Origin of the sequence: Limnobaculum allomyrinae, from assembly GCF_016649425.1 — a bacterium.
GTDB classification, from domain to species: Bacteria; Pseudomonadota; Gammaproteobacteria; order Enterobacterales; family Enterobacteriaceae; genus Limnobaculum; species Limnobaculum allomyrinae.
Window position 1 is genome coordinate 76,557 of record NZ_JADRCR010000004.1, and the last position, 15,711, is coordinate 92,267.

The window sequence follows — 15,711 nt, forward strand, 5'->3', positions numbered from 1 at the left end:
ACGTATTGAATTGATAAATAACATGTCTGTACCACGCCATCAGACAGCACACAGATAAACCCTGAACCCGCTGAATAACTTTTGTTATGATAAGACAATACAGGTTTTTCGAGTGATTGAGATGAAAAGGAATTTACTGTTTTTGATACCCGCACTGGCGCTGTTCATTGCCGGTTGTGAGGCAGAAAAGCCGGTTGATTGGTATATAAAAGATAAGAACGAGCTGATAACCAAACTTTCTGAATGCCAATCCGATGACGACAGTACCAACTGCATTAATGCCCGCAAAGCGGCTGAGTTAGTGAAATCAGCGGTGGCGGAAGGATTTAAAATTGCCAATTCATGTCGCTATCAAGTCGATCTTCAACTCAGTTTGATGGACAAAGTTATCGATGTGGATGCCGCTTGCCCTTCAGGCAGCTCAACGTCACCAAAATATAATGTCAATCAGGCAACGGGTGATATTAAGGTTGATTTTACCGGTGATGCAGAGGGTATCTGGCTGACGTTTTCAAAAAAGCGGGCGGTGATTGGCGGCGCGATAGCAACCAATCAATGGAGTTGCTTTACCACACTGGCATATGAGCAGTTCATGCCGGAAATCTGCGTTAGCAAACTGGTTTATCGGTAATTTATGCTGCCCCGTGGATCTGTGGGGCAGCACTATCACGCATTGCTTCAGAGTAAGGTGTCCACAATACGGCGTGATTTTTCAAACAGACTTTCATAGTGGCTCTGGTTATCACCAATATCTTCTTCAACGCCAATGGTGTTGTAGAGGAAAGTGATGCCATTATCCTCGATGCCTAAATAGCTGGCGGCACCGTTCAGGAAGTCAGTTATGTTTTTACACCAACCGTATTCGATAAACTTATCCTCTGAACCGCCAATCAGGGCAACCCAGCGAATCTTTTTACCTGCCAGACTACTGCCCTTACCGTAAGCCAGTCCGTGGTTCCATACCCTATCCAGATAGCCTTTAATCATCGCCGGGAAGCTGTACCACCACAGTGGAAACACGAACACCAGGGTGTCTTTATCCTGTAGCTCACCAAAAAGCTGATGAACTTCAGGCGTGTACTGTTTTTGTGGATTTTGCCAGTCTGGCTCATCGTCCTGCTCAAGTACCGGATTAAAGCCTCTGCGATACAGATCCAGAGTGGTGACGTTAATATCGTTTCGAGTCGCTTCACCCTGAATTTCTTCAACAATTTTCGCCGTTAACGAGTCAGCTCTTGGGTGCGACCAAATAATATACATATTCTGTGATTTCATGACGTTATCTCAATAGGTTAAATCATGGTTGTCACTTTATCGACGCGGGATTATCCTGTAAACGTAATGATTTTAGATAGAGTAATGAGATATTTTCACTAATGCGGATGAATTTTGCTGACTTTGCTACTTTTATTGCTGTCGCTCGCCACCGAAGCTTTCGGGCTGCGAGTGATGAACTGGGGCTATCATCCTCGGCTATCAGTCATGCGATTAAGCAACTGGAACAACGGCTTAAAATACGGCTTTTCAACCGTACCACTCGCAGCGTGTCGTTGACGGAAGCCGGCAGTAGTCTTTATGAACGGCTCCGCCCGGCGTTTGATGAAATCAATACCATGCTCGATGAGGTGAATTGCTTTCGCGATACGCCAATGGGAACGCTGAAAATCAATGCGGCTCGTCAGGCCATTCGACTATTTCTGATGCCTTACGTGGCCGGATTTGTCCGCCAGTATCCAGACCTGAAGGTGGAAATTACCGCCGATGATTCGCTGGCTAATATCGTACAGCAGGAGTTTGATGCCGGCGTCCGGTTAAGCGGCATTGTGGAAAAGGACATGATTGCCGTCCCTCTCGGGCCACCGGTGAAACTTTCTGTCGTGGCAACACCGGATTATTTCGCCCAACATGGGAAACCCGTACATCCACGTGAACTGGTGGATCACCAGTGTGTGGTGTTCCGCTTTCCAAGTGGAAGGCCTTATCACTGGGAATTTGAAGGGCCTGAAGGGCGGTTAGACGTGGCGTCTTCCGGCAATATTGTGCTGGATGATATGGATGCGGAGCTGGATGCAGTACTGATGGGGGCAGGAGCAGGGTATCTGTTTTACGACCAGGTTAAACCCTATCTGGAGAGCGGGCAGTTGGAGTCGGTTCTGGAGGAGTGGTTGCCGGAGAGACCCGGCTTCCAACTCTATTATCCTAACCGTCAGTATATGTCATGTGGGCTGCGGGCGTTTCTGGATTATATCAAAGTGCCCGACAACAAAATTAGCCTATAGAATCTGTTACCGGCGGTAGTGCGGCTGGTAACAGAACGGTCACTTTCAATCCGCTTCCATCTAACTGTCGGTTGGTCAGCTCGATAGCTCCCTGATGTTGCAGTACTACAGCATGAACGATAGCCAGCCCAAGCCCGCTACCATTTTCCGATTGATCCGGTGCCCGGAAGAAACGACTAAATACTCGCTCGCGCAGTGCCGGAGGGATACCGGGCCCCTGATCTTTGACGCATAATTCGATGTTGTTGTCCGTTTTTTGCAGGCTGACAGTGACGGTACTTTCTGACGGACTGTATTTAATCGCATTCTCCACCAGATTATCGATCAGTGAAATTACCCCTTCCCGATAGCCATCAATAAACAGTGATTGCTCCGATAACAGTTCCAGCTCGATACCTTTTTGCCAGGCAAGGTTGGACAAAATAGCTAATCGCTCTTGCAGTAAGGTTTCCAAATCAATTGAGCAAATGGATACCTTATCTATCACATCATTGCGCATCAGGTTCAATAACTGACTCACCAGACGAGTTGCCCGTTGGGTACTGCTCAGAATGCCAGTGAGCAGTTCGCCTGAACGTATATCTTTGACTTGCTGCCCTAAGGCCTCAACGTGGATGTGCATTGCTGCCAGCGGCGTTCGTAGTTCATGGGCGGCATCGGCAATAAAACTCCGTTCTCTGGCGTTGCTGGTTCTTAAGCGGTGCAGCAAGATATTGATGCTATCTACTATTGTCGCCAGCTCTTTATGTTTTGGTCGGAATAAAAGAGCATTCAAATTCCCCGGCCCTCGTTGTGAAATTTCATGAATCACTTTATTCAGCGGCCGAAGCCCTAAATAGACGGTCAGCCAGGCGGGAAACAGTAGCAACGGCAGGCTAGTGATTAGCGGCAACAAATAGAAATTTTTTGTATGAATAGTGGAGTAAATTAAAAAACCGCCAAGTTTACTGGCTAAAAACGTTACGCGAATATTGGATTCTGGCTGTTGGCGAGTATAGGTATTCCAACAGCTGTTATCACTGGGGCTGCATAACGTTTCGAATTGTTCAATTTGTTGATAATGCAGGTCTGCCGGTAATTCGGGTGAGCGATAGAGGAGCTTATCCCCATTCCATACTATGATGCGATAGGCGAACCCCGGTATATCACCGCCGTAATCCTGTTGCAGAGCCAGATCAAAACGTTGGATAAATTGCTGTTGCTTATCAGGCGTATCGGCCAGCTGTTCGGCGATCTCCGTAAGCAAAATATAGCTGTGATTTAATTTTGGGAATTCTGAACCGACATTGTCGTCCGTCATGGAATACATCAGGCTGAAGCTCCACACCAGAATGAGCAACAGCATTTGCCAGAATAACAGGCGGCGAACCAGGGTTGGCCGGAGCAGCCAGCGCCAACAGGATTTAATGATATTCATTTATTTTGCTGTTCAATAATGTAGCCAACACCGCGTACGGTACGAATATAGCCATCGCCAATTTTGCGGCGCAGATTGGCCATGTGTACATCCAGGCTATTGCTAATATTGTTTGGATTACCGGATAAAACCTGCTCTTCCAACTGACGACGGGTGATCACCCGATTAACGCGTACCAGCATGGTTTTTAGTAGTGCGTACTCACTGGCGGTTAAATCTAATGATTTTCCCTGTATGCAGACCCGATGGGTTGAGATATTCAGTTTTAGATCGCCAATGGTGAGATTTTCACCGTCAAAGCCATAGCTGCGTCGTACCAGTGCACGTACTCGAGACAGCAATTCAGACAGTTCAAAAGGCTTAACCAGATAATCATCAGCACCGTTATCTAAGCCGCGTAGTCGGTCATTCAGGCTATCTCTGGCGCTCAGAATAATCACCGGTAGTCCCTGACGCTTGCGTTGTAGCCAGGTAAGTAAACTTAATCCATCGCCATCCGGCAAACCCAGATCTAACAACACCAGATCGCATAAGTTAGTTTCCAGATAGCGCAGCGTAGCGGAAAGCTGACGCAGCCATACCACTTCCATTCCCTGATCGGATAACGCAATGCGTACGCCGTTACCCAAGTCTAAGTCATCTTCTACCAGTAATATTTTCATTATTGCCTGCTTTCACGTTCGAAGAATAATTCTGATTCTATTTCACCATCCTAATCTGAAGAAAGGATGAAGATAGATAAAGCGTGGTTTCTTAATTAAATCTTAAGATTCGGCTCATGTATCCTTAATTTGGGGCGTGAATACTACTGACTGGATGAATTAATACGTTTGTTTTTATCTAATCAGGAGAAAGAATTTATGTTGCCGTATCATAAAAATAAAAATCAGAAAAACAGAACCATTGGCATTCGCCTGTTGCTGGTGGCTTTTGGTGCACTATCTTGCGGCAATGTGTTCGCAAACTATCAGCCAGAGTCGGGTAATTCGCTGACCTTAGGCGTGGCGACCGCCGTTGAACCGAAATATTCCGGTGCAAAGAAGATGGCGTTTACGGTACTGCCTGTATTTGACTATCAAATGGAGAATGGTCTGTTTGCCAGTACCCTGAGGGGGATTGGTTATCGTGGTGAAATTGGCAATTTTGACTACAGTGCTGCGCTCAACTATCGCTCAGAACGTAAAAGTAAAGATCTGCGCGATAGTCAGGATAAGAAAGGCACGCTGAAAGGAATGGGGAATGTTAAAGCCTCAATGGTCGCCGATCTGGGCTTAGGCTACAGCTTAACCGACTATCTGAGTGTGAATGCCCAAATGAATCTTCCTTTGACCGAAGATAAAAATGGCAATGCCATGCAGGTGGGTATGGATGCTCTGTTGCTGCAAACCGACCGACATCAAATCGGCTGGAATATTGCCACTCACTTTGCCGACAGTAAGTACATGCAAACTTACTATGGCGTAACCCAACGGCAGTCAGAGAAAACCGGTTTAAAACAATATAAGCCCAAAGCGGGAATATATGCCGTGAGCACCGAATTGAGCTGGCGATATGGCGCCGCTGACGGTTGGTCACTCACCACCAAGGCTGGGGTAGCTCAACTGATGAGGGATGCATCAAAAGGCCCACTGATAAGACGCAAGGCGGAGCCCGGCGCCGGATTGATGGTGGCCTATACCTTCTAGCTTGTATCAGATCAAATCAATTATCAGGCAGGTATAACGCAGGCCTGTCTGAATGAGTTACAGGAGATAAATTATGTATCGATCCCTCGTTGTCCATGAGTTAGTTGACTGGATTGAAGAACATTTGGAAGAGCCATTATCCCTTGATCGTGTTGCCTATAAATCAGGTTATTCCCAATGGCACTTGCAACGAATTTTCCGCGAAGTTATCGGTGACTCTGTTGCTAACTACATTCGTAAAAAACGCTTACGGGAAGCGGCGTTTGAGCTAAAACAGAGTGAGAGAACGATTGCCGATATCGCCTATCAATATCAGTTTGATTCTCACCAGAGCTTTACCCGCGCGTTTAAAAAGTTGTTTGATGAGACGCCGTCGGTTTATCGTCAGTATCGGTGAAAAAGTCGCATATTGGTGTATCGTAACAGAGCACTAAAAGGTCATAATCCGGGATCTTCTTCTGTGATGAATAAATTACCCAATTTAATCAGAGAGAAATAAGTGGAATTAATGGTTAAATGATCAAATAACCCTATTAAATACAGGTTATATCTATTTTCTTCGATATATAAAATAGTTAGTCAATATTATTAATAATATGTTTGCTGGCATTTGAAATCATACGAATGGGTGACTAAATTTGAAGGGAATGTGTGTTACCTGTACACACATAATAGTAAGCGTATTTAAGACCTCATTTGGTTGAGCCCCTCGCTGAGGGGCTTTTTTTTGGGCGCTATTTATATTTAAGATGATGAGATCATCGGTACATCACTTCATTCTGGCTTCACGTTGCAGTAATACTGTTATCAACGTTGAATAACTAATAATGAGTAATGGCGATGATTAAATTGATTATGACGATGGTGTTTTGCGGTATTCTTCTTACCGGATGCAATAAGCGCTGTGAGCCAGGATGTAATAGTTCCTGCACATCCGGCATGGTAAAGGCCGCATTTTCTGCCTGCGGACCTGTGTAAGGCTACGATTTCAAATTTGCCAGAGAAGTAAGGAGAACGGCGAATGCAACCTGTAAAATACTCCAGGATTATCGGATGTTTGTTTTTGCCGCTTGTTACTTCCTGCGTCAGTCCCCTTCCTCCGCAATCCCAATACATCCAGAACCATAATCAAACCAATTCTGTCCCACGTAACGGTATTGTTATTCAGTGGGATGATGATGGACAGAAAGAACAGGCAACCTATATTAATGGGGTGAGAAACGGGCTCTGGATTCAATGTAGTAAAGATGGCCAAAAAATTGCCGAAGGAAATTACCAGTTAAATCAGCCAGAGGGTGAGTGGAACTATTGGTATAAAAACGGCCAGAAAAATTCGACGGTATATTATAAAAACGCTAAGCGTGATGGCCTCTGGCGAGGCTGGAGTGAAGAAGGTCAGCCGGGTTGGATCATTCATTATCAGGATGGTAACCGGCATGGCGTATCCACTTCCTGGTATAACAATAGGCAAAAATCTCAGGAGACTTTTTATCATCAGGATAAACCGAATGGGGCTAGCCTGCGTTGGTATGAAAACGGTCAGAAATTATCAGAAATTGTTTATCAACATGGTAAACCTATCGGTATTGAACGTGAATGGCACCAGAATGGGATAAAGGCGGCTGAAGGTGGTTATTTAAAGGGTAAAAAAGATGGGGAATGGCGGCGCTGGGATGTTAACGGTCAGGTGAGCCAATCTGGCTATTATCAGCAAGGTTTACAGGAAGGCATGTGGATAGACTACTGGCCAACGCGGCATCTGGAGCGCCTGTCTGGTATTTATCGTAAGGGGCAACGAGAGGGCGTCTGGCTGGCGTGGCATCAGAATGGCCGGCTGTCAGAAAAAATGGTCTATCAGCAGGGGCAACTTAATGGCCGGTGGGAATACTGGAATTCTCACGGTATAAAAACAGAGGAAGGTGAATATCTGAATGGTTCACCAAACGGCCTCTGGAAACGCTGGTACGCTGATGGTAGCCCTAAAAGCGAAGGCTATCTGGAGCAAGGAATATCGACAGGTACCTGGACTTACTGGTCGGAAGATAAAACACAAAAAATTCAGCGTTTTTTTGACCTGGGGCGACAGATCATTCCTGAGAATGTTATTAGTTTGGTGGGGGAATAATTGCAATTAATACTTAAAAATAAATATTTCTAAGTTATCGGGTATTCTATTTTCTGATAGTTCTGAGCTGAACACGTTCAGAAATTTTTTATTACGTCATTCCTTATTAATATTGTGATTGTTGTCGTTTGTAATTATTTTTTAGTAAAATTAAACTCGTTGTTTTTAACGATGTTTGAGCTTTAAATCATCAAAAAATTATGTCTATCTCAGCCGCCATTCCATTTTTGCGATACTCCCCCAAAATTCCAAATTTCCCCATCAAAACTCTGGCCATTCAATTGACCCCTTTGCTGTATAAATATACTGTGGCGGTGCAGGTCAATATGGCTGCTAAAAAGCAAAACCCCGTAGTGCGGGAACACTAGCGGGGTTTCTAACCACAACGTTATTAGGAGTAACATCATGGCTGTCGTGAAGCATACCCAAACTCACCCTGAATTTATAGCTCGCCCCCTATTCAATTTCAGATCGGGATCGGAAAAACGATCCTCCATTGCAGTTTGTTACCTGAAAACTGGAGGGCGTATCGATGATTAATCCAGTTGATTTCACCTCAAACGATCCGTTGGAACTGGCGGAACAGTGTCTTGCGTTGATTAGTACCGTGGTTAATCTTGATGACACACCGACAAAAGAGTCACTACAGCTTATTCTGCAAGAGAAAATGGCAGCGTTATTTGCTGTGTTATATGCCAGTAATGGCTAAGTTCAGGTTTGAGGTTATTCTTTGAGGTTTACAGGTGCTAATGTGCACCTGTAATGTCCATCAGTTCCATTTTTTACTTAACAAAATACCGGTATCCATTTTCGTCCAAAGCATTAAATATCTCCAGATAGCCGTTATCTGTTCGAAGTTGCAGTCGTGTCCAGATCTCAATATTTTTACTATTCAGTTCAATATAATCTGGCCGTAATACTACTGAGCGTAAGGTGGAGCCGATAACAGGATTAATCTCTGCTATTGCATTCTGAACCCATCTTACTGGGTCAGAACTGGTATCAAAGGGTAACGACATATCGTCAGTCAGCCACAGGTTATCGAAATGCGACCAGGATACGGCGATTTGTTTGTTGGTATCAAATTGCAGGCGAATAGGTAAGTCTGGCCACGGTTCCCAGTGATCAAATTTAATCTCGGCAGTCGTGTATCCGATTAGTTTTGTACCAATAATAGAACCAAACATTTCCTGAATAGCCCGACGTTTTACCTCTGGCATTGAATGAATTCTCCATTACGGGCCTGCATCATATGAATGACTCAGCTATGGCTGGCACTCAATCACTTCCGGCTTATCATGGCTGATAACCTTCACCAACCTGGCAACATCAAAGTCATCATTTTGTTGCTCATTAATACGGTAATCCGCCACCTCTACCGTTAGCTTACCGCTATAGCCACAGCCCTGCTTGGGCGGGGTGGCGGGAATATCTAATACTTTTCTGGCCTGCTGGAAATCACTGAAACAGAACCAAAGATCCCGCTCATCACTCTTACTGCGGGGGAGCTGCTTGCCGCTTTGAGTATCGGGGAACATACAGATATTTTGCCCGATCATCTCCAGGCTCATCTCGTCGGTATAGAAGGTGTATTCTCCCGACAGCACCATATTGCTTGCAGCCACCGAAGTACCCGCCGTTATACCCAGCAAAATGCAGGCGATTAGCCCGGTCTTAATGTGCGGCATGTTCTGTCCTGTTACTGTTGTTTGTCATAGTTTAATCATAACTTAATTACTCTGTTTTTCTGCCCAACGGCAAAACGCATCTTCACTGTCCCGCTCGCCCATCTCTGATGGATGCTTAACAATTTCCAGCGCTGTGGTGGGAATGGTGGTATTGAAAGTCGTCTGCACCCACTGTTGGAATTCTACATTAGGATGAATGTACATGCTGTTACCGGCTTGCTGATGATTGGGGGGATAAGGGAACTCTTCATTCCAGCATATCTCATCATATCCAATGGCCTGTAACCGTAGAAAATCCACCATATTCTCAGCCAGAACACAGCTGAGAATAGAGCCGGAACCGGAGCCCATATGCACTATTTTGAGCTCTCCGTTATCGTCCAGCCATAGCGCTGCCTCTGAACCTTCTGCACCGGTGCGGGCAAAAACGCACAGGCGTTGGCAAATTTCCGGGGTATCTTCCTCCAGACCAAACCAGTAGCGCAATCCATCATTTCTGTTCGCGTTAAACAAAATGATGGTTCCTCCTTGTCGCTCATCGTCCTTCCAGCTCTCTTCCAGCTTATCGTCGGGATATAAAAACCCGGTGCGGTGACCATCGTCGTAGTCTTCATAATAGCCTTGCTGCTCAATCCATTGATAAAGCTGTGCCAGTTCATCCGGAACCCAAAGTTTTTCGGGTAAGACGGCTTTTAGTTGTTCCAGTAATTTTCCCATTATATTTTCTCCTGACAGAGGTAAAGTTGGGATACAGATAAGGCATTTTAACGGAAACGCTGGCGATATTCGCTGGGGGATATGCCCAGAGCCCGACTGAAGACCGCAGAGAAGTAGTTACTGTCTTCAAAGCCACATTCTGATGATATTTCACTGATTTGTATCTGCTTTTGTCGTAGCAGGGCCATGGCCTTACACAGCCTGAGCTGTCGCAGGTAATGGCTGATGCTGACCCCCGTATGTTGCTTAAACAGCGTTTGTATACTTCTTGGGGAGAGCTGATGGCGATGGCAAAAATCTTCCAGCCGAAAGGCGTTACCAATACCGGCATGCAGATCTAACATCAGGCGATCCAGTAATTGTGCATCGGCCAGTTGGTGGCTGTCCGGTGGGTGACGATAGCGTTGTAACAGTAAAATTAACTGTAAAAACAGCGATTCACTTAACTGAATAGAAAGGGCATCGGATTTAATACACTCTTTTGCCAACGCATCAATCACGGTCTGAATAGCGGATATTCCCTGAATGCCCAGTCGCCAGTAGCGCTTTTCCTGACTGTCATTATCGCCGGGGATCAGTGTCTCCCAGTCAGCGGCCAGGTTTAGCCGTGAGCGGCAATAGAGAATATTGTTCAGCTCCAGATCGTTAACCGACTCATAGCCATGGTGGTCGCTGGCATTGATATAAAACAGGTCGCCACAAGTAATATAGTAGGGCACGTCATTGACGATATGCAGGCCATTGCCGCGCCGGACAATCACCAGTTCATAAAAGTCGTGGGTATGAATAGGGAAAACCGGTTGGGGTAACCGTTCAGCAACGGTTACCGTATTTTTCTCGCTAAAGAAAAAATCATGAGTGTGAAGTTTCAGTAATGACATGCGATCTGTTTCCCCGCCGGTACTTCTGGTATCCAGTGTGACATATCACAGTCAGCGTTACGGTGATGGAGGTCTTAATCTGGTTGTTATTAGTCACCCTGATTAAAGTAACCTGTTGTTATTACTGGCGGGTGGCATTTCTCATTTGCAGTGGTGATAACGAGAATTCCCGCCGAAACTGAACCGAAAAGTTGTTGCTGTCACTAAAACCACAGGCATAGGCAATGTCGGTAATACTGTCATCACTTTGAAACAGACGCCGCCGGGCTTCCAGCAGTCTGAGTCGGTTGAGATAGCGCTGTGGTGTCATACCGGTGGCCTGTTTTACCTGACGGTGCATGGTGCGAAGCGCCAGCGAGAAATTCTCTGCCAGCGTTTCCCAGTTAACCTCTTCACTATAGTTATGGCGTAACCAGTTAAGCAGCGCCCCCACACAGGCCTCCCGACTGTCTTGCCTGACGGTTTCGAAACAGCTTTGGCGCAGTAACATTAATAGCTGTAAGAATAACCCTTCGCTGGAAGCGATATCTTCCAGTTCGCTGCTGTTGGCACTTGTTTGCAGGCAATCAATGCAGTTTTTTGCTTTTTTTAATGCAGATGAGTTGATTTGCCAGTGTGATTGCTGCCGGGTATGAGAGCCAGGTAACCAGGCCTCAATATCCGTCAGAAAACGAAAGTTCTTTGGTGAACGGTACAGCACATTGGTTAAATGCAGGTTATCCACATTTTCAAACTGATGATGATCTTTATCGCGAACAAAGCAAACGGTGCCGCTGCACAGTGCGTAGGGAGTGTCGTTAAAGATATGCACGCCGGAACCGTGCTCCACAAGTACGATTTCATAAAAATCGTGACTATGTTCAGGAAAGACACATTGTGGTGCCCGGTTCTCAATTGCAACTGTTGAGGCATCGGATGCAAAAAAGCCATCACTTTTTAGTAAGGTCATTTTTGTGACTCCTTTCAACATCGTGTGGCTAAAAGCTTAGAGGAAAATCGGGGCGCTTCGCCTTAGAAATCAGACACTACATTGGCTAAAAATCACCATATTTTTAAGATTAGCGAGTTTATTGATTAGTTTGTGCAGAAGGTCACATTGCATTTCTAACCTGATAAACCGTTACGGTTTTGCCATTTTGTGATCGATTTCACATGGGTCTTTGTTATTTTGCCAATCCTGCTGGTGGCATGGCAGTGTCCCGAAGGTAGAGGCGGCTTACTCTCCGTAGACTTCCCGCTATAGATGAATAAGGGGAAGGTAACTATGAGCGTACGCAATATTGTCGCCATTGATTTAGGCGCATCCAGCGGGCGGGTGATGCTGGCAACCTGGTGTACTTCAACTCAACGCTTAACGCTTAAAGAGATCCATCGGTTTGCCAATTGCCTGACGCCGGTGGATGGCCACGATACCTGGGATCTGGCAACGCTTGAGCGCGAAATACTCACCGGACTGACCACCATTGATAATAATGGCGTGCGGATCGCCAGTATCGGTATCGATACCTGGGGCGTTGACTATGTTCTGCTGGATAAGCGCGGTGAACGCGTTGGACTGCCGTATGCCTATCGGGATCATCGTACCGATGGCGTAATGACCAGAGTGATCAACGAGCTGGGGCAGAAAAATCTGTACTGGAAAACCGGTATTCAGTTTTTGCCTTTTAATACGCTGTATCAACTGAAAGCCTTCAGTGAGCAACAGCCGGAATTGATTGAGCAGGTTAAGCATTTGCTGCTGATGCCTGATTACTTGCACTATCGCCTCACTGGCAAAATTAACCATGAATATACCAATGCCAGCACTACGCAAATGCTCAATCTGAGCAGCGGTGACTGGGATCAGGATTTACTGGATTATTTGGGTATTCCTGCTCACTGGCTAACGAAACCCTCTCAGCCGGGAACACCGATTGGTGAATGGCAGGCGCCGTCAGGCCGTTCGGTTCCGGTAGTATCTGTTGCCACCCATGATACCGCCAGCGCGGTGATTGCCGCGCCGTTAACCGGACACTATTGTGCCTATCTGAGCTCAGGAACCTGGTCGCTGATGGGAATTGAAAGCATCAGTCCGTTTAATGACCTGAAAGCCATGGCCGCTAACATCACCAACGAAGGCGGAATCAACGGTACTTACCGCGTGTTAAAAAATATTATGGGTCTGTGGCTGTTGCAGCGCATCTGCTGCGAGCTAAAGATAACCGACCTACCACAGCTGATTGCCAAGGCAGAGAAGCTGCCGCCTTTTACCAGCCTGATTAATCCCAATGATGAGCGGTTTATCAATCCATCTTCCATGGTGGAGGAGATCCGTCAGGCCTGCGCGGAGCATCAGCAACCGGTGCCACAAGCGCCGGAGGAATTGGCTCGCTGTATTTTTGACAGTCTGGCCATGCTCTACCGTCAGGTGATGCTGGAGCTTTCTGCACTGCAAGGGCAACCCATTAAACAGCTGCATATTGTGGGTGGCGGTTGTCAGAACGCCTTTCTAAACCAGCTTTGTGCCGATGTTTGCCAACTGACGGTATTAGCCGGCCCGGTTGAAGCTTCCACTCTGGGAAATATTGGTTGCCAACTGATGGGGTTGGGAGAAATCGACAGCGTTGCCAGTTACCGCAAATTGCTGACGGAAAGCTTCCCGCTGCGCTGCTATACCCCAAATCCTGTTTTTGATTTTGCACAACACTGGTGCCGCTTTCAGGCACTCAGCCACTCTTATGAGGAATTTGTACTATGACAACATCAACTGACCAGGCCTGGAATCTGGCCAAAGCCCGCTATGCCGAATTTAACGTGGATGTGGAATCCGCACTGACGCTGCTGGATACCTTACCCGTTTCTATGCACTGCTGGCAGGGGGATGACGTTGCTGGTTTTGAGAACACGGGTGGTGCTCTGACGGGCGGCATTCAGGCGACGGGGAACTACCCCGGGAAAGCCCGTAACGCGGTGGAGCTGCGTTCGGATCTGGAACAGGCAATGGCCTTAATTCCGGGGCCGAAACGCCTTAATCTGCATGCTATCTATCTGGAGTCTGATACTGCCGTTGAGCGTAACGAAATTGAGCCAAAGCACTTTGCCAACTGGGTTGAGTGGGCGCGTCAAAAGGGGTTGGGGCTGGACTTTAACCCAAGCTGCTTCTCTCATCCTCTAAGTGCCGATGGCTTTACGCTGTCCCACGCGAATCCGGAGATCCGCAAGTTCTGGATTGAACACTGTCAGGCCAGCCGTCGTATCTCTGCTTACTTTGGGCGTGAACTGGGCACCGCTTCAGTGATGAACATTTGGGTTCCGGATGGCATGAAAGATCTGACCGTTGACCGCTTTGCCTTCCGTGAACGTCTGATGACTGCATTGGATGAAGTGATTAGTGAGAAGATTGATGAGAAATATCACCTTGATGCAGTAGAAAGTAAGCTGTTTGGTATCGGTGCTGAAAGCTTTACCGTGGGTTCTAACGAATTCTATCTGGGTTATGCTACCACCCGTAAAACCGCACTTTGTCTGGATGCTGGCCATTTCCACCCTACCGAAGTTATCTCCGACAAAATCTCGACCGCGATGTTGTTTGTGCAACATCTGCTGCTGCATGTCAGCCGTCCGGTTCGTTGGGACAGCGACCACGTGATCCTGCTGGATGACGAAACTCAGGCCATTGCCCATGAAATTATCCGTAACCGCCTGTTTGATCGTGTACACATCGGTCTGGATTTCTTTGATGCCTCCATTAACCGGATTGCTGCCTGGGTTATTGGTACCCGCAATATGAAGAAAGCACTGCTGCGGGCGCTGCTGGAACCTACCGATATGTTACGAAAATTGGAAGCTGACGGTGATTACACCGCTCGACTGGCGATGCTCGAAGAGCAAAAAAGTTTACCGTGGCAGGCCGTATGGGAAACCTACTGCCAGCGTCATAACGTACCGGCGGGCAGTGAGTGGTTACAAACCGTTCGCCAATATGAACAATCCGTACTCAGCAAACGTTAAGGGTCTCTATTATGCAACACATTATTTCTTCTTGGTTTGTTCAGGATATGGTCAAAGCGACCAGCGATATGTGGCTTAAAGGTTGGGACGAGCGTAACGGCGGGAATATCAGCCTGCGTTTACTGCCTGAAGATATCGCCCCTTATCAAAAAGACTTCTATGCGGAACCTCGTTATGAAGCGCTCAGTCAGGCGATGCCGCAGCTGGCAAATCACTACTTTATTGTGACCGGTTCCGGCAAGTTCTTCCGCAATGTGCAGTTAAATCCGGCGGAGAATCTGGTGGTTTTGCAGGTGAATGGAGAAGGTACCGGATACGGTATTCTATGGGGACTGGATAAAGGGGGATTACCGACCTCTGAACTGGCGGCTCATTTCCAGTCACACATTGTGCGTATGGGCGTCAGCGCAGGTAAAGATCGTGTCATCATGCACTGTCATGCCACTAACCTGATTGCTCTTAGCTATGTGCTGGAATTGAAAAACGAAGTGTTTACCCGTGAATTATGGGAAGGCAGTACCGAGTGTCTGGTGGTTTTCCCTGATGGGGTAGGGATTGTTCCATGGATGGTGCCGGGCACTGATGGCATTGGTGTTAGCACCGCAGAACAGATGCAGCACCACCCGCTGGTGCTCTGGCCGTTCCACGGTATTTTCGGTACCGGCCCAACGCTGGATGATGCTTTTGGATTAATCGATACCGCGGAGAAATCGGCAGAAATCATGGTGAAAGTTCGATCCATGGGCGGTAAAAAACAGACTATCTCTTCGGAGGAGCTGGTGGCTTTAGCTAAGCGGTTTGGTGTTACGCCGATGGCGTCGGCGGTTAAGCTGTAGCGTATCAGGCTGCTGACAAACCCAATAAATTGGCCTCAATGAATATTCCGGTCGTAACATCGAAAGTGATTATATTGACGTTGTGCTCGACCG

At 46.9% G+C, this 15,711-nt stretch carries 17 protein-coding genes; 9 read left to right on the forward strand and 8 right to left on the reverse strand.

What is annotated here, in order from left to right:
- Nucleotides 1-121: 121 nt before the first annotated feature.
- The gene (locus tag I2494_RS09245; protein ID WP_218466572.1) at nucleotides 122-631 is read left to right on the forward strand and encodes an EexN family lipoprotein; all 510 of its coding nucleotides are present in this window, start codon (nucleotides 122-124) and stop codon (nucleotides 629-631) included.
- A 47-nt stretch (nucleotides 632-678) separates the two neighbouring features.
- Here the strand turns inward: I2494_RS09245 and I2494_RS09250 are convergent, their stop codons facing one another.
- On the reverse strand, nucleotides 679-1,275 hold the full coding sequence (locus tag I2494_RS09250) for an NAD(P)H oxidoreductase (RefSeq protein ID WP_218466573.1): 597 nt from the start codon (nucleotides 1,273-1,275) through the stop codon (nucleotides 679-681).
- A 101-nt stretch (nucleotides 1,276-1,376) separates the two neighbouring features.
- Here I2494_RS09250 and I2494_RS09255 point away from each other — a divergent pair, with 101 nt between their 5' ends.
- Nucleotides 1,377-2,279, forward strand: a complete 903-nt coding sequence (locus I2494_RS09255; protein ID WP_218466574.1) for a LysR family transcriptional regulator — start codon at nucleotides 1,377-1,379, stop codon at nucleotides 2,277-2,279.
- Here the strand turns inward: I2494_RS09255 and I2494_RS09260 are convergent.
- Together I2494_RS09260 and I2494_RS09265 are read right to left on the reverse strand one after the other, a co-directional pair.
- Complete coding sequence (locus I2494_RS09260) at nucleotides 2,269-3,696, reverse strand: sensor histidine kinase (protein WP_218466575.1); 1,428 nt, start codon at nucleotides 3,694-3,696, stop codon at nucleotides 2,269-2,271. The genes I2494_RS09255 and I2494_RS09260 overlap by 11 nt on opposite strands.
- The gene (locus tag I2494_RS09265) at nucleotides 3,693-4,358 is read right to left on the reverse strand and encodes a response regulator (protein WP_218466576.1); all 666 of its coding nucleotides are present in this window, start codon (nucleotides 4,356-4,358) and stop codon (nucleotides 3,693-3,695) included. Before I2494_RS09265 ends, I2494_RS09260 begins: the two co-directional genes overlap by 4 nt.
- Nucleotides 4,359-4,556: 198 nt before the next feature.
- Between I2494_RS09265 and I2494_RS09270 the strand changes: the two genes are divergently transcribed.
- The 4 genes from I2494_RS09270 (at nucleotide 4,557) to I2494_RS09285 (ending at nucleotide 8,215) form a co-directional block, all read left to right on the forward strand.
- Complete coding sequence (locus tag I2494_RS09270) at nucleotides 4,557-5,381, forward strand: MipA/OmpV family protein (protein ID WP_218466577.1); 825 nt, start codon at nucleotides 4,557-4,559, stop codon at nucleotides 5,379-5,381.
- Between the two features lie 73 nt (nucleotides 5,382-5,454).
- A complete protein-coding gene (locus I2494_RS09275; protein ID WP_218466578.1) occupies nucleotides 5,455-5,778 on the forward strand; it encodes a helix-turn-helix domain-containing protein in 324 nt (107 codons plus the stop codon).
- 624 nt (nucleotides 5,779-6,402) lie between these two features.
- Nucleotides 6,403-7,506: a toxin-antitoxin system YwqK family antitoxin gene (locus tag I2494_RS09280; RefSeq protein ID WP_218466579.1), complete on the forward strand. Its 1,104-nt coding sequence runs from the start codon at nucleotides 6,403-6,405 to the stop codon at nucleotides 7,504-7,506.
- 532 nt (nucleotides 7,507-8,038) lie between these two features.
- A complete protein-coding gene (locus I2494_RS09285) occupies nucleotides 8,039-8,215 on the forward strand; it encodes a hypothetical protein (RefSeq protein ID WP_218466580.1) in 177 nt (58 codons plus the stop codon).
- 73 nt (nucleotides 8,216-8,288) lie between these two features.
- Here the strand turns inward: I2494_RS09285 and I2494_RS09290 are convergent, their stop codons facing one another.
- From I2494_RS09290 to rhaS, 5 genes are all read right to left on the reverse strand, one after another.
- Nucleotides 8,289-8,726 carry a hypothetical protein gene (locus tag I2494_RS09290; RefSeq protein ID WP_218466581.1) on the reverse strand — a complete coding sequence of 146 codons (438 nt, stop codon included), beginning with the start codon at nucleotides 8,724-8,726 and terminating at the stop codon, nucleotides 8,289-8,291.
- Between the two features lie 45 nt (nucleotides 8,727-8,771).
- Entirely contained in the window at nucleotides 8,772-9,194 is a 423-nt protein-coding gene (locus I2494_RS09295; protein WP_218466582.1) for a hypothetical protein, read from the reverse strand.
- 42 nt (nucleotides 9,195-9,236) lie between these two features.
- Complete coding sequence (locus tag I2494_RS09300; protein WP_218466583.1) at nucleotides 9,237-9,911, reverse strand: hypothetical protein; 675 nt, start codon at nucleotides 9,909-9,911, stop codon at nucleotides 9,237-9,239.
- A 47-nt stretch (nucleotides 9,912-9,958) separates the two neighbouring features.
- Entirely contained in the window at nucleotides 9,959-10,792 is an 834-nt protein-coding gene (gene rhaR, locus I2494_RS09305; RefSeq protein WP_218466584.1) for an HTH-type transcriptional activator RhaR, read from the reverse strand.
- A 121-nt stretch (nucleotides 10,793-10,913) separates the two neighbouring features.
- Nucleotides 10,914-11,741, reverse strand: a complete 828-nt coding sequence (gene rhaS, locus I2494_RS09310) for an HTH-type transcriptional activator RhaS (protein WP_218466585.1) — start codon at nucleotides 11,739-11,741, stop codon at nucleotides 10,914-10,916.
- A 315-nt stretch (nucleotides 11,742-12,056) separates the two neighbouring features.
- Between rhaS and rhaB the strand changes: the two genes are divergently transcribed.
- The 3 genes from rhaB to rhaD are packed head-to-tail and all read left to right on the forward strand — an operon-like array spanning nucleotide 12,057 to nucleotide 15,618.
- Nucleotides 12,057-13,529, forward strand: a complete 1,473-nt coding sequence (gene rhaB, locus I2494_RS09315) for a rhamnulokinase (protein WP_218466586.1) — start codon at nucleotides 12,057-12,059, stop codon at nucleotides 13,527-13,529.
- Nucleotides 13,526-14,782 carry an L-rhamnose isomerase gene (locus I2494_RS09320; RefSeq protein ID WP_218466587.1) on the forward strand — a complete coding sequence of 419 codons (1,257 nt, stop codon included), beginning with the start codon at nucleotides 13,526-13,528 and terminating at the stop codon, nucleotides 14,780-14,782. Before rhaB ends, I2494_RS09320 begins: the two co-directional genes overlap by 4 nt.
- Nucleotides 14,783-14,793: 11 nt before the next feature.
- Nucleotides 14,794-15,618: a rhamnulose-1-phosphate aldolase gene (gene rhaD, locus I2494_RS09325; RefSeq protein WP_218466588.1), complete on the forward strand. Its 825-nt coding sequence runs from the start codon at nucleotides 14,794-14,796 to the stop codon at nucleotides 15,616-15,618.
- Nucleotides 15,619-15,711 lie beyond the last annotated feature (93 nt).

Coding starts and splice junctions, on each gene's coding strand:
- I2494_RS09245 (WP_218466572.1), top strand. CDS start 122: ATGAAAAGGAATTTACTGTTTTTGATACCCGCACTGGCGCTGTTCATT.
- I2494_RS09250 (WP_218466573.1), bottom strand. CDS start 1,275: ATGAAATCACAGAATATGTATATTATTTGGTCGCACCCAAGAGCTGAC.
- I2494_RS09255 (WP_218466574.1), top strand. CDS start 1,377: ATGCGGATGAATTTTGCTGACTTTGCTACTTTTATTGCTGTCGCTCGC.
- I2494_RS09260 (WP_218466575.1), bottom strand. CDS start 3,696: ATGAATATCATTAAATCCTGTTGGCGCTGGCTGCTCCGGCCAACCCTG.
- I2494_RS09265 (WP_218466576.1), bottom strand. CDS start 4,358: ATGAAAATATTACTGGTAGAAGATGACTTAGACTTGGGTAACGGCGTA.
- I2494_RS09270 (WP_218466577.1), top strand. CDS start 4,557: ATGTTGCCGTATCATAAAAATAAAAATCAGAAAAACAGAACCATTGGC.
- I2494_RS09275 (WP_218466578.1), top strand. CDS start 5,455: ATGTATCGATCCCTCGTTGTCCATGAGTTAGTTGACTGGATTGAAGAA.
- I2494_RS09280 (WP_218466579.1), top strand. CDS start 6,403: ATGCAACCTGTAAAATACTCCAGGATTATCGGATGTTTGTTTTTGCCG.
- I2494_RS09285 (WP_218466580.1), top strand. CDS start 8,039: ATGATTAATCCAGTTGATTTCACCTCAAACGATCCGTTGGAACTGGCG.
- I2494_RS09290 (WP_218466581.1), bottom strand. CDS start 8,726: ATGCCAGAGGTAAAACGTCGGGCTATTCAGGAAATGTTTGGTTCTATT.
- I2494_RS09295 (WP_218466582.1), bottom strand. CDS start 9,194: ATGCCGCACATTAAGACCGGGCTAATCGCCTGCATTTTGCTGGGTATA.
- I2494_RS09300 (WP_218466583.1), bottom strand. CDS start 9,911: ATGGGAAAATTACTGGAACAACTAAAAGCCGTCTTACCCGAAAAACTT.
- rhaR (WP_218466584.1), bottom strand. CDS start 10,792: ATGTCATTACTGAAACTTCACACTCATGATTTTTTCTTTAGCGAGAAA.
- rhaS (WP_218466585.1), bottom strand. CDS start 11,741: ATGACCTTACTAAAAAGTGATGGCTTTTTTGCATCCGATGCCTCAACA.
- rhaB (WP_218466586.1), top strand. CDS start 12,057: ATGAGCGTACGCAATATTGTCGCCATTGATTTAGGCGCATCCAGCGGG.
- I2494_RS09320 (WP_218466587.1), top strand. CDS start 13,526: ATGACAACATCAACTGACCAGGCCTGGAATCTGGCCAAAGCCCGCTAT.
- rhaD (WP_218466588.1), top strand. CDS start 14,794: ATGCAACACATTATTTCTTCTTGGTTTGTTCAGGATATGGTCAAAGCG.